Origin of the sequence: Vibrio sp. JC009, from assembly GCF_029016485.1 — a bacterium.
Classification (GTDB): domain Bacteria; phylum Pseudomonadota; class Gammaproteobacteria; order Enterobacterales; family Vibrionaceae; genus Vibrio.
Genome location: NZ_CP092106.1, coordinates 2,721,185 through 2,737,239 on the forward strand (window position 1 = coordinate 2,721,185; position 16,055 = coordinate 2,737,239).

Annotated in this window: 15 protein-coding genes; 4 read left to right on the forward strand and 11 right to left on the reverse strand. The window is 47.8% G+C overall.

Going from position 1 to position 16,055, the window contains the following annotated elements; genetic code table 11:
* Nucleotides 1–29: 29 nt before the first annotated feature.
* On the reverse strand, nucleotides 30–935 hold the full coding sequence (locus tag L3Q72_RS12090) for a hydrogen peroxide-inducible genes activator (protein ID WP_275130200.1): 906 nt from the start codon (nucleotides 933–935) through the stop codon (nucleotides 30–32).
* 188 nt (nucleotides 936–1,123) lie between these two features.
* On the opposite strand from L3Q72_RS12090, the gene L3Q72_RS12095 reads away from it, so the two are divergent.
* Together L3Q72_RS12095 and ppk2 are read left to right on the forward strand one after the other, a co-directional pair.
* Nucleotides 1,124–1,732 (forward strand): peroxiredoxin C, encoded by a 609-nt coding sequence (locus tag L3Q72_RS12095; RefSeq protein ID WP_275130201.1) that lies wholly within the window; start codon nucleotides 1,124–1,126, stop codon nucleotides 1,730–1,732.
* A gap of 288 nt (nucleotides 1,733–2,020) precedes the next feature.
* The gene (ppk2, locus tag L3Q72_RS12100; protein ID WP_275130202.1) at nucleotides 2,021–2,797 is read left to right on the forward strand and encodes a polyphosphate kinase 2; all 777 of its coding nucleotides are present in this window, start codon (nucleotides 2,021–2,023) and stop codon (nucleotides 2,795–2,797) included.
* 87 nt (nucleotides 2,798–2,884) lie between these two features.
* On the opposite strand, the gene L3Q72_RS12105 is transcribed toward ppk2, so the two are convergent.
* A complete protein-coding gene (locus tag L3Q72_RS12105) occupies nucleotides 2,885–3,367 on the reverse strand; it encodes a nicotinamide-nucleotide amidohydrolase family protein (protein WP_275130203.1) in 483 nt (160 codons plus the stop codon).
* Between the two features lie 90 nt (nucleotides 3,368–3,457).
* Here L3Q72_RS12105 and mutS point away from each other — a divergent pair, with 90 nt between their 5' ends.
* A complete protein-coding gene (gene mutS, locus L3Q72_RS12110; protein WP_275130204.1) occupies nucleotides 3,458–6,022 on the forward strand; it encodes a DNA mismatch repair protein MutS in 2,565 nt (854 codons plus the stop codon).
* A gap of 55 nt (nucleotides 6,023–6,077) precedes the next feature.
* Here mutS and rpoS read toward each other — a convergent pair whose 3' ends face one another.
* The 8 genes from rpoS to ftsB form a co-directional block, all read right to left on the reverse strand.
* Nucleotides 6,078–7,058, reverse strand: a complete 981-nt coding sequence (rpoS, locus tag L3Q72_RS12115; protein ID WP_275130205.1) for an RNA polymerase sigma factor RpoS — start codon at nucleotides 7,056–7,058, stop codon at nucleotides 6,078–6,080.
* A 71-nt stretch (nucleotides 7,059–7,129) separates the two neighbouring features.
* Nucleotides 7,130–8,059, reverse strand: coding sequence for a peptidoglycan DD-metalloendopeptidase family protein (locus tag L3Q72_RS12120; RefSeq protein ID WP_275130206.1), 930 nt, complete (start codon nucleotides 8,057–8,059; stop codon nucleotides 7,130–7,132).
* A 4-nt stretch (nucleotides 8,060–8,063) separates the two neighbouring features.
* Nucleotides 8,064–8,690 carry a protein-L-isoaspartate(D-aspartate) O-methyltransferase gene (locus L3Q72_RS12125; protein ID WP_275130207.1) on the reverse strand — a complete coding sequence of 209 codons (627 nt, stop codon included), beginning with the start codon at nucleotides 8,688–8,690 and terminating at the stop codon, nucleotides 8,064–8,066.
* Nucleotides 8,690–9,436: a 5'/3'-nucleotidase SurE gene (surE, locus tag L3Q72_RS12130; RefSeq protein WP_275130208.1), complete on the reverse strand. Its 747-nt coding sequence runs from the start codon at nucleotides 9,434–9,436 to the stop codon at nucleotides 8,690–8,692. Before surE ends, L3Q72_RS12125 begins: the two co-directional genes overlap by 1 nt.
* 19 nt (nucleotides 9,437–9,455) lie before the next feature.
* Nucleotides 9,456–10,505 (reverse strand): tRNA pseudouridine(13) synthase TruD, encoded by a 1,050-nt coding sequence (gene truD, locus L3Q72_RS12135; protein ID WP_275130209.1) that lies wholly within the window; start codon nucleotides 10,503–10,505, stop codon nucleotides 9,456–9,458.
* A gap of 4 nt (nucleotides 10,506–10,509) precedes the next feature.
* Complete coding sequence (gene ispF / locus L3Q72_RS12140; protein ID WP_275130210.1) at nucleotides 10,510–10,986, reverse strand: 2-C-methyl-D-erythritol 2,4-cyclodiphosphate synthase; 477 nt, start codon at nucleotides 10,984–10,986, stop codon at nucleotides 10,510–10,512.
* Nucleotides 10,983–11,690 carry a 2-C-methyl-D-erythritol 4-phosphate cytidylyltransferase gene (ispD, locus tag L3Q72_RS12145; protein WP_275130211.1) on the reverse strand — a complete coding sequence of 236 codons (708 nt, stop codon included), beginning with the start codon at nucleotides 11,688–11,690 and terminating at the stop codon, nucleotides 10,983–10,985. The genes ispF and ispD overlap by 4 nt, the downstream gene beginning before the upstream one ends.
* Before the next feature lie 16 nt (nucleotides 11,691–11,706).
* A complete protein-coding gene (gene ftsB / locus L3Q72_RS12150; protein WP_275130212.1) occupies nucleotides 11,707–11,988 on the reverse strand; it encodes a cell division protein FtsB in 282 nt (93 codons plus the stop codon).
* Nucleotides 11,989–12,219: 231 nt separating this feature from the next.
* Here ftsB and recQ point away from each other — a divergent pair, with 231 nt between their 5' ends.
* Nucleotides 12,220–14,364 carry a DNA helicase RecQ gene (recQ, locus tag L3Q72_RS12155; protein ID WP_275130213.1) on the forward strand — a complete coding sequence of 715 codons (2,145 nt, stop codon included), beginning with the start codon at nucleotides 12,220–12,222 and terminating at the stop codon, nucleotides 14,362–14,364.
* Between the two features lie 16 nt (nucleotides 14,365–14,380).
* On the opposite strand, the gene L3Q72_RS12160 is transcribed toward recQ, so the two are convergent.
* Nucleotides 14,381–16,009, reverse strand: a complete 1,629-nt coding sequence (locus L3Q72_RS12160; RefSeq protein ID WP_275130214.1) for a PAS domain-containing sensor histidine kinase — start codon at nucleotides 16,007–16,009, stop codon at nucleotides 14,381–14,383.
* Between the last annotated feature and the right edge of the window lie 46 nt (nucleotides 16,010–16,055).

The following is a 16,055-nucleotide window of genomic DNA, read 5'->3' on the forward strand; positions in this document are numbered from 1 at the left end:
TTCCTCTTTATAATCAGCAGGTTATTAAACTACAACAACTCAGAAACCACTTCCGCCAGCTGCTCAAACGTCTCATAACGCGAAGAACTTGGTCTCCAGACCAGCCCGATATCCCGGTATGCCTGCTGGCCCGGCGGATCCACAATCACCAGATTCTGGTTCTCCAGGATGCCGTGCTCAATCGCCATTTGCGGAATAAAGGTGGTGCCCAGACCATTTGCCACCATCTGCACCAGAGTATGAAGACTGGTTGCGGTGAACGGGTTTATCTTTTCTTTTTCCGTCAGCTTACAGGCAGAAACCGCATGCTCGGTAAGACAGTGCTCGTTCTCCAGCAGGAAGACATACTCGTCCGGCAGATCATCATAGCGGATAGGCACGCGGATGGTGTTTGCCTGATCCCGGCTTATCACCATTTTAAAGGCATCCTGTCCAACAACCTGACTATGCATAGGGCCGATATCAATGGGCAGTGCCAGGATCAGCACATCCATCTCACCATTTTTCAGAGCTTCAAGCAGGTTTGCGGTAGTGTCTTCCCGCAGAAGAAGATCCAGCTCAGGGAAACGCTGGTTCACTTCCTGTACCAAATCACAAAGCAGGAAAGGCGCAATGGTAGGAATGCAGCCAACTTTAAGCTGCCCCTGCATGGTTCCGCCCTGACAAAGTTTGCCAAGCTCAATCAGATCCTGCCCCTTTGCCAGTAATTCCCGTCCCTGAGAAACCACTTTTTCTCCGGCCATGGTGAACACCAGAGGGCTTTTTTTATCCTTTTTCTCATATAAGGGACAGCCGATCATTTCTTCCAGATTCTGTATACCTTTACTCAAAGTCGACTGGCTGACAAAGCACTTCTGTGCTGCTTCGCTAAAGTGCCGGGTCTCGTACAGAGTAATGAGATAGTGCAATTGCTTTAAACTTGGCCACTTATTCATATTAACTGTCTATATTCGCTGTTAATTTACTCAATAGGTCTAAAAGTTAATTTATCGATTTTTTCGATTAAATCAATCTATTTAATTCGCTTTTTTACATCCTGATTTTTGTACTATAGTTTCCTTGTCGAAACACGGAACCAAACCACAAAGGTTTGATAAATATTTCTAAATCAGGAGCTAAAACAATGGTACTAGTTGGTCGTCAAGCACCGGACTTTACATCTGCAGCTGTGCTGGGTAACGGTGAAATCGTAGATAACTTCAACTTCGCAGAATTCACTAAAGGTAAAAAAGCGGTTGTATTCTTTTACCCACTAGACTTCACATTCGTTTGTCCATCTGAGCTAATCGCATTCGATAAGCGTTTCCAGGAATTCCAGGAAAAAGGCGCTGAAGTAATCGGCGTATCTATCGACTCTCAGTTCTCTCACAACGCATGGCGTAACACTGCTGTAGAAGACGGCGGTATCGGTGAAGTGAAATATCCACTTGTTGCAGACGTAAAACACGAAGTATGTCAGGCGTACGGCATCGAGCACCCAACTGACGGTGTTGCATTCCGTGCATCTTTCCTAATTGACGAAGATGGTCTTGTTCGTCATCAGGTAGTTAACGATCTTCCTCTTGGCCGTAACATCGATGAGATGCTGCGTATGGTTGACGCTCTGAACTTCCACCAGAAGAACGGTGAAGTTTGCCCGGCTCAGTGGGAAGAAGGTAAAGCAGGTATGGACGCAACGCCAAAAGGTGTAGCAGCATTCCTGTCTGAACACGCTGACGACCTGAATAAGTAATTTAATAAACCTGCGCTCAACAGGTGTATTGATGCCGGTAACCGGATAACTGGTACCGGTAGGTTGGACAAAATAAAGCGATAAACGCACGCCAATCAGTTATAAAGTAAAACAGTCAAGCCCAAGTAAAAGCCCCGGACATTGTTCGGGGCTTTGTTTATTCATGGTCATAGCCTGCCAACAAGCTGAGTAATGATACCAATCCCAGCAATTCCCTGATTCCTCACAATTATTCTTTTTATACTGTTCTATAATGTATATACATAATTAACATTAAGTGGACTGATTATGGGAAAGCTAGACAAAAGTACGTACATGAAAGAACTGACTAATCTTCAGGTCGAACTGGTTAAGCTTCAGGAGTGGGTGGTTCAGGAAGGTCTGAAAATCGTAGTGATTTTCGAAGGACGCGACGCAGCCGGTAAGGGTGGCGTGATTAAGCGAATTACAGAAAAACTTAACCCTCGTGTCTGCCGGGTAGCAGCACTTCCGGCACCGACTGAAAGAGAAAAGACTCAGTGGTATTTTCAGCGTTATGTGGCTCACCTGCCGTCAGCCGGTGAAATCGTGCTGTTTGACCGCAGTTGGTACAACCGCGCCGGTGTTGAAAAGGTGATGGGTTTTTGTAGTGACCGTGAGTATGAAGAGTTTCTCCGCTCCTGCCCTGAATTCGAACGAATGCTGATCCGCTCAGGCATTATTGTACTTAAATACTGGTTTTCGGTTTCAGATGAAGAGCAGGAAAAACGTTTTCTGGAACGTATCCATACGCCGATGAAACGCTGGAAGTTCAGTATGATGGATCTGGAGTCGCGCAGCCGCTGGAAGGAGTATTCAGAGGCGAAGGATCAGATGTTTAAGTATACCGACACCAAGCAGTCCCCCTGGTGGGTGGTGCCATCCGATGACAAGAAAAGAGCACGCCTGAACTGCATCAGTCACCTGCTCTCTTCAGTGGATTATGGCGAAGTTGTTCACCCAATCGTTGAACTGCCGGAAATTAAAAAAGAAGGCTATATCCGGGCACCGATTGAAGAACAGCAGCACGTTCCGGATAAGTACTAAGCTAATTACTGGGATTGGTATAACAGGCCAAACACGAATAAAAGCGCGGTTGCTCAATCGATTTTCCGCGCCTTTATTACTGAAAGTTTACCCTTTAATAACCTTAATCACCCCTTCAAGCGCATGCACACACGCCTGATACCTGACCTCAGCCCTATCCCCTTCGAACAGGCAACACTCCTGGTATTCCTTGTCCAGATAGCGCCAGGCGAACCATACTGTGCCCACCGGTTTATCTTCTGTACCGCCGGTTGGACCAGCGATACCGCTGACCGCTACAGAGACAGTGCCATTTGAGTTTTTCAGAGCACCAAAGGCCATTTCAGCAACAACAGGCTGACTTACGGCTCCGTTCATTGTCAGCGTTTTGGCGTTTACCCCCAGCATCTCCATTTTTGCATCATTGCTGTAGGTAATAAACGCCCGGTCAAACCAGACTGAGCTGCCTGAGATATCTGTGACTGCGCTGGCGATACCGCCTCCTGTACAGGATTCGGCTGATACCAGTATCTGTTTTTCCTGCTGTAAAAACAGCCCGATTTCTTCACTTAATTTTTTTAGTTTATCCACGGTAAGAAATCCTTAATTAGCCTTGCCAGTTAATTCTATTCACGTATCCTAAGCTGCAATTAAGTCAAGTTAAAGAAATAAAAGGTCAACATGGCGAAAGCGACACAAACTCATACCCCTATGATGCAACAATATCTGAAGCTGAAGGCAGAAAATCCGGATATTCTGCTGTTTTATCGCATGGGTGATTTCTATGAGCTTTTCTATGATGACGCAAAAAAAGCATCCCAGCTTTTAGATATTTCTCTGACAAAAAGAGGCGCTTCCGCCGGTGAACCTATCCCCATGGCGGGTGTGCCTTTCCATGCCGTTGAAGGCTATCTTGCGAAACTGGTACAACTTGGTGAATCTGTCGCTATCTGTGAACAAATCGGCGATCCTGCCACCAGCAAAGGTCCGGTGGAACGAAAGGTTGTCCGCATTGTTACACCGGGCACAGTGACCGACGAAGCACTGCTTTCTGAAAGACTGGATAACCTGGTCGCCGCTATTTACCACGAGAAAGGTAAGTTTGGTTATGCGACTCTGGATCTGACCTCCGGGCGCTTTATGCTCAGCGAGCCTCAATCTGAAGAAGCCATGCTGGCAGAGCTGCAACGCACTTCTCCGAAAGAGCTGCTTTTCCCGGAAGACTTTGAGCCGGTTGACCTGATGTCCAGCCGGAACGGTAACCGCCGTCGACCGGTCTGGGAGTTTGAGCTTGAGACCGCTAAACAGCAGCTTAATAACCAGTTTGGCACCCGTGATTTGGTTGGTTTTGGTGTTGAAAACGCTAAGCTGGGTCTTTGCGCAGCAGGTTGTCTTATTCAGTATGTAAAAGATACCCAGCGTACTGCCCTGCCTCATATCCGTTCGCTGGTCTTTGACAGCCAGGATGATTCTGTGATTCTGGATGCAGCGACCCGCCGAAACCTGGAAATCACTCAAAACCTCTCCGGTGGCACAGACAATACGCTGGCAGAAGTTCTGGATCACAGCGCCACAGCCATGGGCAGCCGAATGCTGAAACGCTGGCTGCACCAGCCAATGCGCTGCCGTAACACGCTAAACCACAGACTGGATGCCATTACTGAGCTAAAAGATCAGAGCCTTTTCCAGGATTTAAAACCTGTATTAAAGCAGATCGGCGATATTGAACGAATTTTAGCAAGGCTTGCGCTTCGTTCTGCAAGGCCGCGTGATATGGCAAGGCTAAGACATGCCATGCAGCAACTGCCGGAACTTGAGTCTGTGCTTACTTCGCTGGAAAATCCATATCTGCAAAAGCTGGCAAAATTCGCCGCTCCCATGGATGCAACCTGCGAGCTTCTTGAAACAGCCATTAAAGAAAACCCGCCGGTTGTTATCCGCGATGGCGGAGTGATTGCAGAGGGCTACAACGCAGAACTTGATGAGTGGCGAAAACTGGCTGATGGGGCGACCGAATATCTGACACAGCTGGAAGCGGATGAGCGTGACCGCCATGGCATTGATACGCTGAAAGTGGGTTATAACAATGTTCACGGCTTTTATATTCAGGTAAGCCGTGGCCAGAGTCATCTGGTGCCACCACACTATATCCGCCGTCAGACACTGAAAAATGCTGAGCGCTATATTATTCCTGAGCTGAAAGAGCATGAAGATAAGGTACTGAACTCCAAGTCTAAAGCGCTGGCTCTTGAGAAGCAGCTTTGGGAACAGCTGTTTGACCTTCTGCTGCCACACCTTGAGCAGATGCAGAACCTGGCTTCAGCGGTTTCTCAGATCGATGTTCTTCAGAACCTCGCTGAAAGAGCCGAAACTCTGGACTACTGCCGCCCTTCTCTTAACGAAGAAGTGGGGATTCACATTCAGAGTGGCCGTCACCCCGTGGTGGAGCAGGTGATGGATGAACCGTTTATTGCTAACCCTATCGAACTTCATCCGCAGCGTAAGATGTTAATCATCACGGGTCCGAATATGGGCGGTAAGTCCACCTATATGCGTCAGACAGCCCTGATTGCGCTGCTTGCCCATATCGGCTCCTATGTGCCTGCAGAAGAAGCCACTATCGGCTCTCTGGACAGAATCTTTACCCGTATCGGTGCTTCGGATGATCTGGCTTCCGGCCGTTCCACATTTATGGTGGAAATGACAGAAACAGCCAATATTCTTCATAACGCCACACCGCACAGTCTGGTGCTTATGGATGAGATCGGCCGGGGTACCAGCACCTATGACGGCCTGTCGCTGGCCTGGGCAAGTGCTGAATGGCTGGCTAACCAGATTGGTTCCATGACTCTGTTTGCCACTCACTACTTTGAGCTGACAGAGCTGCCAAACCAGCTGAGTCACCTTGCCAATGTCCATCTGGACGCGGTTGAACACGGCGACAGTATCGCCTTTATGCATGCCGTACAGGAAGGCGCGGCAAGCAAATCATACGGCCTGGCGGTTGCCGGACTGGCGGGTGTTCCTAAGGCTGTAATTAAAAATGCCCGTGGAAAGTTAAAACAACTGGAGCAGTTGGGGCATGAGCCTTCTGTGTCCGAAAAAGCCGATGTGGATATTGCCAATCAACTGAGTCTTATTCCTGAACCAAGTGAGGTGGAAGAGGCGCTGGCGGGTATTAACCCTGACGATATGACGCCAAGGCAGGCTCTGGAAGAGCTTTACCGTCTTAAAAAGCTACTGTAAAAGAAAGGGGCCATTCGGCCCCTTCTTTATTTCACTACTGACATTGTTGTGAATTTTATATTTGCTCTACATCAAACAGAGATTCCATGTTCAGTCCCTGCTTCATCAGAATTTCTCTTAGTCTGCGCAGACCTTCAACCTGAATCTGACGAACTCTTTCACGGGTCAGGCTTATCTCACGGCCCACTTCTTCCAGAGTTGATGGTTCATAACCAAGCAGGCCAAAGCGTCTTGCCAGAACTTCTTTCTGCTTAGGATTTAGTTCATCCAGCCAGCCAATCAGCGAGCTCTTAATATCGTCATCCTGAGTGGAAACTTCCGGATCAGAATGGTTTACATCAGGAATAATATCCAGCAGAGCCTTCTCGCCGTCACCACCGATTGGTGTATCAACAGAGCTGACACGCTCATTCAGGCGAAGCATCTTACTTACATCACTTACAGGCTTATCCAGAGTCTCTGCAATATCTTCAGCTGTTGGTTCATGATCCAGCTTCTGAGACAGCTCACGAGCGGTACGCAGATAGATATTCAGCTCTTTAACGACATGTATTGGCAGACGGATAGTACGGGTCTGGTTCATCAGCGCACGTTCAATCGTCTGACGAATCCACCATGTGGCGTAAGTAGAGAAACGGAAGCCTCTTTCAGGATCAAACTTCTCAACTGCGCGAATCAGTCCAAGGTTACCTTCTTCAATCAGGTCTAAAAGGGCCAGTCCGCGATTGCTGTATCGGCGGGAAATTTTAACGACCAGACGAAGGTTACTCTCAATCATTCTTTTACGCGCGGCTTCATCCCCTCTTAGGGCACGGCGTGCATAAAGAACTTCTTCTTCAGCAGTAAGTAGTGGTGAAAAACCGATTTCGCCAAGATATAGCTGAGTTGCGTCTAAGCTTTTGGTGCTCGCATCAAACTCTTCTTTGGTTTCGGTATTTTCCTGAGACTGTTGGACGAGTTCGTTATCCAGTGTATCTAAGGATACATCTGCGATATCAAATTCTTCGGTTTTAGTTACTGTATTGCTCATACTCATAGCGCCTCCCCCTGGCGAGCTAGCAAGACATCATCTACTACTGAATGTCATTGAAATACTCTTTAGTCAATCTATGGTAAGTAGCGTTTCGGATTCACTGACTTACCCTGATAACGAATTTCAAAATGTAACTTAACCCTGCTTGTACCAGAGCTGCCCATGGTGGCGATTCTCTGTCCTGCTTTTACACTTTGACCTTCGGCAACTAGCAAACTGTCATTGTGGGCATATGCACTTAGATAGTTATCATTGTGTTTTACAATTATTAAATTACCGTAGCCACGAAGTGCATTTCCGGAATAAACCACGGTACCACCTGCTGTCGAGACGACGGCCTGACCCCGCTGCCCTGCGATGTCAATCCCGCGGTTTCCCTGGTCTCCAGCAGAGAATTTCTTTATGACTCTCCCTTTGGTTGGCCAAAGCCACTCTTTTACCTTTATGTTCTTTGGTTTAGATTGGCTTAAACTTTTTTTAACATTTTGTTTACGACCAAGATACTCTTTTGATCCTTTTGGATCAACCGTCTTCTTGGCAATATTTTGAGTCGATGATGAATTTTTTGATCTGGGTTTGTTTGCTGCGGATGCTGAAGATCCCGCGGAAGGAGTTGAGGCCGCTTTTGCTACGGAGGAGGTAGCAACAGCTGCTGCGCCAGTTGCGGCAACGGCTGCCGCTTTTCCGGCTCCGCTCCCGCCATAGGCAGGAGCCTGATAAGCCGGACGCCAAAGTTTCAGTTTTTGACCCGGATGTATGGTATATGGGCTTTGTAGACTATTGTAACGGATAAGGTCGTTTACATTCTTATCTGTGATATAAGCTATAAAGTAAAGCGTATCGCCCTTCTGAACTTCGTAAAAACTGCCACGATAACTGCCACGTTTGATAGTCGTGTAGTCTTTATTAACACTTGATACCGGCGCGGGGGAGTGCGCAGTACACCCTGTTAACAGTGCACTAAACAGACTACAAACAATGGCTGTTTTCTTTATGGCATTCATATTCTTACGCCAAATCACCTGCAATCAACGGAACAAAACGAACCGGTTCAATGACAGTGGAAAGATACTCTTCACCACGCTTAACGATCTTTAACAATTGCTGATCTGCTTCACCAACCGGAATAACCAGACAGCCTCCATCTGAAAGCTGATCCAGTAAAGCCTGAGGGACATCAGATGCAGCGGCTGTCACAATAATCGCATCAAAGGGGGCATTGGAAGGCCATCCTGACCAGCCATCAGCATGCTTTGTGGACACATTATAGATATCCAGCTGCTTCAGCCTTCTCTTTGCTTCCCATTGCAGCGACTTGATTCTTTCTAAAGAGTAAACCTTATCAACCAATTGAGCCAATATCGCGGTCTGATAGCCTGAACCTGTGCCTACCTCAAGCACCCTGCTTTCAGGTTTTAGCTCCAGAAGCTCGGTCATCTTCGCCACTATGTATGGCTGGGAAATCGTCTGACCACAGGCGATGGGCAGTGCGTTGTTATCATAGGCCTGATGGGTCATCGCCTCTGAAACAAAACGGTCTCTTGGCACCCTTCTCAGCGCATCAAGCACTCTCTGGTCCTGAATACCAAGCTGGGACAGATAACTTACCAGGCTTTCTGCTTGAGGATTACTCATCAGTCATTACCTTCCAGCCAGACACCCATGCTGCCTAAAGATTCATGCGCGGTAAGATCCACCTGCATCGGAGTAATAGAAACCAGTTTCTGTTCGATAGCAAAGAAATCTGTACCTTCTCCTGCATCCTGCTCTTTGCCCGGAGGACCAAGCCAGTAAACTTCATGTCCACGGGGATCCAGCTGCTTCACCATATTTTCTGCATGATGGCGGGCGCCAAGGCGGGTAACCTGTTTACCCAGCAGCTCTTCATAAGGAAGGTCGGGAATATTAACGTTAATGAGACGATTAGTAGGGATAGGATTCTTGATATGCTGCTCAACTATTTCACGAACAACTTTCGCCGCAGTATCAAAATGTTTATTTCCAACTAAGGAGAAAGCAATAGACTGAACACCAAGGAAGTGCCCTTCCATTGCGGCAGCTACCGTTCCTGAATACAGCACGTCATCACCAAGGTTTGCACCGTGATTGATACCGGATAAAACTAAATCGGGAAATTCATCTTTCATCAGTTCATTCAGAGCAAAATGAACACAATCTGTAGGGGTTCCCTGAACGGCATACACATTCGTTTCCAGTTGCTTAACCCTGAGCGGAGTCTCAAGAGTCAGCGAGTTTGATGCGCCACTGCGGTTTCTGTCCGGTGCCACAATGACAACTTCAGCCAAATCTGATAGCGACTCGGCCAGAGCAGCCAGTCCTTCGGCATGCACACCGTCATCGTTACTGAGTAGAATTTTCATAAATTCTCTGAACCTCGTCCTATGAATAGCTTCTTTCGGCTTCTGCTACCTGCGCAATTTCTCTTACAATTGCCGTTGCAAAACTACCTGAAGATAGTGAAAAACTTAGTTTAATATTATTTCCATCAATTACATAACTAAGATTATCAGGTTTAAGCAGAATTTCCCTTCTGTCATGGCGCATTCTGTTACCCCGGATAAGTGCCATAAGATCCGGTTCAGAGTCCACCACGGCCTGTTCCAGTTCCTTTGCTTTATCCTGAGTCGGCAACTCGTTATCTCCGGCAAGCAATGCTGTCAGTTCAACCATAGCGGTATTCAGTTGTTCCTGATATGAGGCAATACTTTCCTGCTCAACCAGAATTGATGACTGTTCCGGGCTGCGAATAATATCTCCAGAAACAAGGGTCTCGAACAGCTCACTCTCTATGCGGTTGGATACAATATGATTAAAGATCCAGGAACGCGCGGTTGAAAGATACATGCTTCGCTTATTCTGGTTGCGGGTGCGGACATTTTCCCGTCCCCAGCGACGAGCCTCGGTCAGGTTGTTTCCATCGCGGCCAAAACGCTGGGCACCAAAATAGTTTGGCACACCTTCCTGAAGAATTTTTTCAATCCGCTCCTGTGCAACAGCAACCTCAGTCACATCACGAAGAGTCAGCTCAAATTCGTTTCCGGACAGATCACCCGGCCTGAGCTTCTTATTATGTCTTGTGGTTTCCAGTATCTGAATACTCGGATACTGAGCTTCAAAAACCGAAAAGTCAGGCGCATCACCTTTAGGAAGATGAATGCTCAGCCACTGCTCTGTGACTGCATGGCGGTCTTTCAGTCCGGCCCAGCTAACATCTTTGGATTTAACCCCACACACCCTGGCAATCTCATTGGCCACAAAGGTGGTATTCTCCCCGGTTTTGCGGATTCTCACCATCAGGTGCTCACCACTTCCGGTGAACTCATAACCCAGAACCTCTTTAACCACAAAGTCTTCAGGCTTTGTCTTAATTGTCGCTTTTGAAACCGGCTCCCCGTGCAGGTAAGCCAGATCAGACAGAATATCAGTCATCAGTTTATTTCTTCATCAGTAGCACAACAGCTTCACAGGCGATACCTTCTTTACGTCCGGTAAAGCCCAGCTTTTCAGTTGTTGTTGCTTTTACATTTACATTTTCAGTGCCGGTTTGCAGATCGGCTGCAATCGCTTCGCGCATCTGCTGGATATAGGGCAGCATCTTAGGCGCCTGGGCAATAATGGTCACATCCAGATTACCAATAACGTAACCCTTTTCCTGAACCAGGCGGTAAACCTCTTTCATCAGCTCACGGCTGTCGGCACCTTTCCACTTTTCATCTGTATCAGGAAAGTGGCGGCCAATATCACCTTCAGCAATGGCACCAAGCAGGGCGTCCGTCAGAGCGTGAAGCGCCACATCACCGTCTGAGTGCGCAACCAGTCCCAGCTCGTAGGGAACCGCAACGCCGCCAATAATTACCGGACCTTCTCCGCCAAATTTGTGAACATCGAAACCATGTCCAATTCGAATCATGCTTTTTCCTCTCTGCTCAAATAGAATTCCGCCAGTGCGAGATCTTCCGGTTGAGTCACTTTTATATTGTCCATCCGCCCTGCAACCAGTTTAGGGGATAATCCCGCCCATTCCATTGCAGAGGCCTCATCGGTTATTGCCACATTTGCTTCCAACGCTTTAGCCAGCGCTTCTTTTAGCTGATTGATCCGGAACATCTGCGGCGTTAATGCGTGCCACAGATTATTACGGTCAACCGTTGAACTAATATTTGCCTCAGAGTCACTCCGCTTCATGGTATCACGGACAGGGGCTGCCAGAATTCCGCCAACAGCATGCTCCTGAACCTCAGCGATAAGCTTTCCGATATCAGCCAAAGAAACACAGGGCCTTGCCGCATCATGCACAAGCGCCCAGGCGTTATCTGAGCACTCCTGGTCAAAGTAGTTCAGCGCAGAAAGCACAGAATCCGCTCTCTCCTTTCCTCCCGATACCCTGATTACATTCGGATTTGAGGCCAGGCAAAGTTCAGAGAAGTAAGGATCGCTGTCACTGACGGCAACAATCACCTTTTCTATCTCAGGGTGACTTAGCAGCTTTTCCACCGTGTGCTCTAAAATAGCCTTACCATTAATCTGCAGGTACTGCTTAGGAAGGTCTGCTTTCATGCGGCTGCCCACTCCGGCTGCCGGCACAATCACGTATAGTTTTTTATTATCAGACATTGGGATAAGAGTTCAGTTAATTAGATTTGTCACCTATGATGCGATAGAAGGTTTCTCCCTCTTTCACCATACCAAGCTGGTTACGGGCACGCTCTTCAATGGCATCAAGCCCCTGACGCAGATCATCGATCTCAGCAAACATTTCGCTGTTTCGCTCCTGAAGGCCGCTGTTTACTTCCTTCTGAACCGCAATTTCGCTGGAAACATCCATATAATCAAGAATGCCGTTTTTACCCCAGAAAAGGGTATAAATCAGAAGTGAAAGGAGCAGAAAAAGCCCCAGACTGAAAAGGCGCACAAAGAAGATCTCATCGGTGATATATGGCGGATAGTTATAGCATAAATAGGGGGAAGGGACTAGGGAAGCTAAAGGGCGACAGGCTACAGGCGGCAGGTATAAAAGCATTGCACCTTTGTGAGACTTCGCTCTAGCAAAACAAGTTGCGGGTAATTTTTCAGCTCAGGCTGTAGCAAATATCTTCTCAGTTGGTAAGATTCAACAACGCTAATTACCATATAGGCCCTACTTGTGAGTATCTCTCCCCTTTCCGTCCTTAATTCCGTTTTCGGCTATGACGATTTCCGTCATCAGCAGAAAGAGATTATTGATAGCCTGATTGAAGGGCAGGATGTGCTTACACTAATGCCTACCGGGGGTGGTAAGTCTCTCTGTTATCAGATCCCCGCAATTGTCCGGCCCGGTGTTGGGGTGGTGGTATCACCGCTTATTGCATTGATGAAGGATCAGGTGGATGCTCTGCAGCAGGTTGGTGTTTCTGCGGCCTACCTGAATTCCACTCAGGATCAGTATGAGCAGATGCAGGTTGAAGAGCTTATCGTTCGGGGAGAGGTTCAGCTTGTCTATGTTGCACCTGAGCGGCTTTTAATGCAGCGAACACTTAATCTTCTTGAGCAATGCCATATTTCATTGTTTGCCATTGATGAGGCGCACTGTGTAAGTCAGTGGGGACATGATTTCCGTCCTGAATATCAGCAGCTTTCAGTCTTACAGCAACGATTCCCTCAGGTGCCCCGTATTGCGCTTACCGCTACCGCCGATGAGCGTACGAAGAAAGAGATTATTTCCCAGCTTGGCCTGAGTCAGGCGCGTATTTTTGTTCACAGTTTTGACCGTCCGAATATCCGCTACCATGTCAGTGAACCGTCTAATTCAAAAGCGGAACTATGGTCTTTTATCTCTGAACATCATGCGCAGGAGGCGGGTATAGTCTACTGCCTTTCCCGTAAAAAGGTGGAGGAAACAGCTGAGTGGCTTGCAGCAAAAGGTCGTATAGCCCTTCCTTATCATGCAGGTATGTCCGCAGATAAACGGGCAGAACATCAGCAAAGATTTCTGCGTGAAGATGGCGTAATCATTGTCGCCACCATCGCTTTTGGTATGGGGATAGATAAGCCTGATGTCCGCTTTGTCGCCCACTTAAGCCTGCCGAAAAGCATAGAGTCTTACTATCAGGAAACCGGACGTGCCGGGCGAGATGGTGAACCGGCCAACGCCTGGATGGCTTATGGTATGCAGGACATGGTTCTGCAACGCAAAATGGTTGAGAATTCCGATGGCAGCGAAGCCTACAAGCAGGTGCAGGTTCAAAAGCTCAATGCACTGCTTGGTTACTGTGAATTAACAAGCTGCCGCAGACAAACTCTGCTTGCCTATTTTGGTGAACGCGATAGCCAGCTATGTGGCAACTGCGACAACTGTATTTCCCCGCCACAAACCTGGGACGGAACTCAGGCCGCGCAAAAAGCACTTTCAGCCGTCTACCGCTGTGGGCAGCGCTTTGGCGTTACCTATCTGACCAATGTTCTTCTGGGAAAAAGCGATGAGCGGATGATCCGCTTCGGTCACGATAAGGTATCCACCTTTGGTATAGGTACGGAGCTTAACGCCAACCAGTGGAAAGGCGTATTCCGCCAGCTTATCGCTATGAACTACCTGAGGGTGGAAGGGGATTATAATAATCTGATCCTGACCGACAGTTGCCGTCCGGTATTGCGTGGTGAGCAGCAGGTACAACTTCGTGAATTAAGAAATAATAAACCGGCGAAAAAACAGAGCAGCAAGCAAGGCGGCGATCTGGCACCATCAGATCTGGCTCAGTTTGAAGCACTAAAACAAGTACGCATGGAACTGGCGAAAGAACAAAATGTACCAGCTTATGTGATCTGCCACGACAGCAGCTTGAAAGAGATAGCCAGGGTCAGGCCGACCTCCCTTATCCAACTTTGCGAGATTTCCGGTTTTGGCGATACCAAAGTGGATAAATATGGTGAACAGTTTATTGCTGTGGTAAAGCCCAAACCTGTTGAGCTGAAAACGCTGTCAAATACCGAGCTTCAGTCGGTGGAAATGCTGCAAAACCTGAAGTCAGTACAGGAAGTGGCCGGTGCAAGAGGTCTGGCAGAAAACACCATTATGGCTCACCTGAGCGCCGGGATTGAGACCGGCGCCTGTCAGCTGGAGCAGATCATATCCATAAGCCAGGAAGATATCGGACAGATTAAGCGGGTTGCAGAGCAGGTAAATGCCCTTGCTGAAAATAAGCTGAAACCTCTTTACGAAGCGCTTGATGAAAAGTTCGACTATTCAGTACTGCGCTGTGTATTAGCGCATCTTACTTATCAGAGCAGAGCTGACTCCGGTTCAGTAAAGTAACCAGAAGCTAACCCAATCAGCGACTGTTAGCCTCGCCCGTCAGCAGTTGCTTAATCTCTGCGACATTTAATGGTTTAGACAAATGCGCATCCATACCGGCAGCAATACACTGCTCCACATGTTCGGGTAGCGTATGCGCCGTCAGTGCGATAATTTTTGAACGCTGACGGTCGTTTTCCGCTTCCCACCGGCGTATCCGTCTGGTTGCTTCGTAGCCATCCATCACCGGCATCTGGCAGTCCATCAGTATAATGTCATAGCATCGCTGCTCTTCTGTAATCAGATTCACAACCTCTGAGCCATCATTGGCGATTTCAACTTTAGTCCCCAGATGTTCCAGTAATTTGCTGCAAACCATCTGGTTTATCTTGTTGTCTTCCACCAGAAGAACATTAAGCAGCTTAGGTTCCTGCAAAGAAGGTTCAGCCTCCTGCTCTGTATCTTCGGGCTCTCCGGCTCTGTCCTGCTCCAGAACTAAATTGAATGAAAACCGGGTACCCTCGCCAGCATTACTTTCGACAGCCAGTTGACTCTCCATCAATGCAAGGATCTGAGAGCAAATAGATAGCCCAAGCCCCGTACCGCCATACTGACGCGCCGTTGACTGGTCAGACTGAGTAAAGGGGTTGAAGATCTCCCGCTGCTTTTCAGGAGCAATACCAATTCCGCTATCAGTAACGCTAAACTCCAGTTGGAATCTCTTCTTGTCCAGCGGCTTGCCGGCAACAGCTAAACGAACAAAGCCTTCTTCAGTGAACTTACAGGCATTATTTAACAGGTTGGACAGAACCTGGTGAATGCGAACAGAATCAAGTAAGAAACGCTTACCAACCAGAGATTGCTCAAGGTATAAATCAATCTCCAGTCTGTTTGATACACTCACTTTGTATGGCGTTATGGTTTGCTGAAGAAAGTCAGCCAAATCAACGGAACTGGAATTAAGTGACAACTTGCCAGCGTCCAGTTTGGAGTAATCCAGAATGTCATTAAGCACAGTCAGCAGCGTTTTACCCGAATGCTGAATAATATCCAGACATCGCTGATCTTCCTCTTTAAGGTCGCTGAGCATAAGCAGTTCGACCATACCGAGAATACCCGTCATTGGTGTACGGATCTCATGACTCACATTGGCCAGAAACTGACTACGGGCCTCCAAAGCTTGCTCGGCAACCCGGTGAGCTTCACTTAACTCTGCAGTGCGCTCTTCCACCAGTTGCTCAAGCTCAGTATTAAACTCCTCCAGCCTCTGCTCAGCCAGTTTACGGGCTGTAATATCTACATAAGTACCCAGAACACCGATAATCTCGTTGTTCTCATTACGTAACGGAATTTTTGACGTTTCCAGCCAGAGGACCGAACCATCAACCTGAGTCTGCTGCTCTTCATAGGCCAGTATCGCTTTTCCCGACTGCATTATCTGCAAATCGTCAGCCTGATATGCGCTGCCCTGATCCTCAGCCCAGGGCAACTCCAGATCCGTCTTTCCGATAAGCGCTTCTGCTGAAGCTAAACCCGCATCCTGAATAAATAACTTATTCGCTCCACGGTAAACCTGATCACGATCCTTCCAGAATACCCGGCAGGGAATCGTATCCAGAATCAGTTTCAGCAGCTTAACTTTGCCTTCGGCGAATTGAGAGTGCATATCGTATTTAAATTTCGTGTTACTTATGAACAATTTATCACAAGAA

Coding starts and splice junctions, on each gene's coding strand:
- L3Q72_RS12090 (WP_275130200.1), bottom strand. CDS start 935: ATGAATAAGTGGCCAAGTTTAAAGCAATTGCACTATCTCATTACTCTG.
- L3Q72_RS12095 (WP_275130201.1), top strand. CDS start 1,124: ATGGTACTAGTTGGTCGTCAAGCACCGGACTTTACATCTGCAGCTGTG.
- ppk2 (WP_275130202.1), top strand. CDS start 2,021: ATGGGAAAGCTAGACAAAAGTACGTACATGAAAGAACTGACTAATCTT.
- mutS (WP_275130204.1), top strand. CDS start 3,458: ATGGCGAAAGCGACACAAACTCATACCCCTATGATGCAACAATATCTG.
- rpoS (WP_275130205.1), bottom strand. CDS start 7,058: ATGAGTATGAGCAATACAGTAACTAAAACCGAAGAATTTGATATCGCA.
- L3Q72_RS12120 (WP_275130206.1), bottom strand. CDS start 8,059: ATGAATGCCATAAAGAAAACAGCCATTGTTTGTAGTCTGTTTAGTGCA.
- L3Q72_RS12125 (WP_275130207.1), bottom strand. CDS start 8,690: ATGAGTAATCCTCAAGCAGAAAGCCTGGTAAGTTATCTGTCCCAGCTT.
- surE (WP_275130208.1), bottom strand. CDS start 9,436: ATGAAAATTCTACTCAGTAACGATGACGGTGTGCATGCCGAAGGACTG.
- truD (WP_275130209.1), bottom strand. CDS start 10,505: ATGACTGATATTCTGTCTGATCTGGCTTACCTGCACGGGGAGCCGGTT.
- ispF (WP_275130210.1), bottom strand. CDS start 10,986: ATGATTCGAATTGGACATGGTTTCGATGTTCACAAATTTGGCGGAGAA.
- ispD (WP_275130211.1), bottom strand. CDS start 11,690: ATGTCTGATAATAAAAAACTATACGTGATTGTGCCGGCAGCCGGAGTG.
- L3Q72_RS12160 (WP_275130214.1), bottom strand. CDS start 16,009: ATGCACTCTCAATTCGCCGAAGGCAAAGTTAAGCTGCTGAAACTGATT.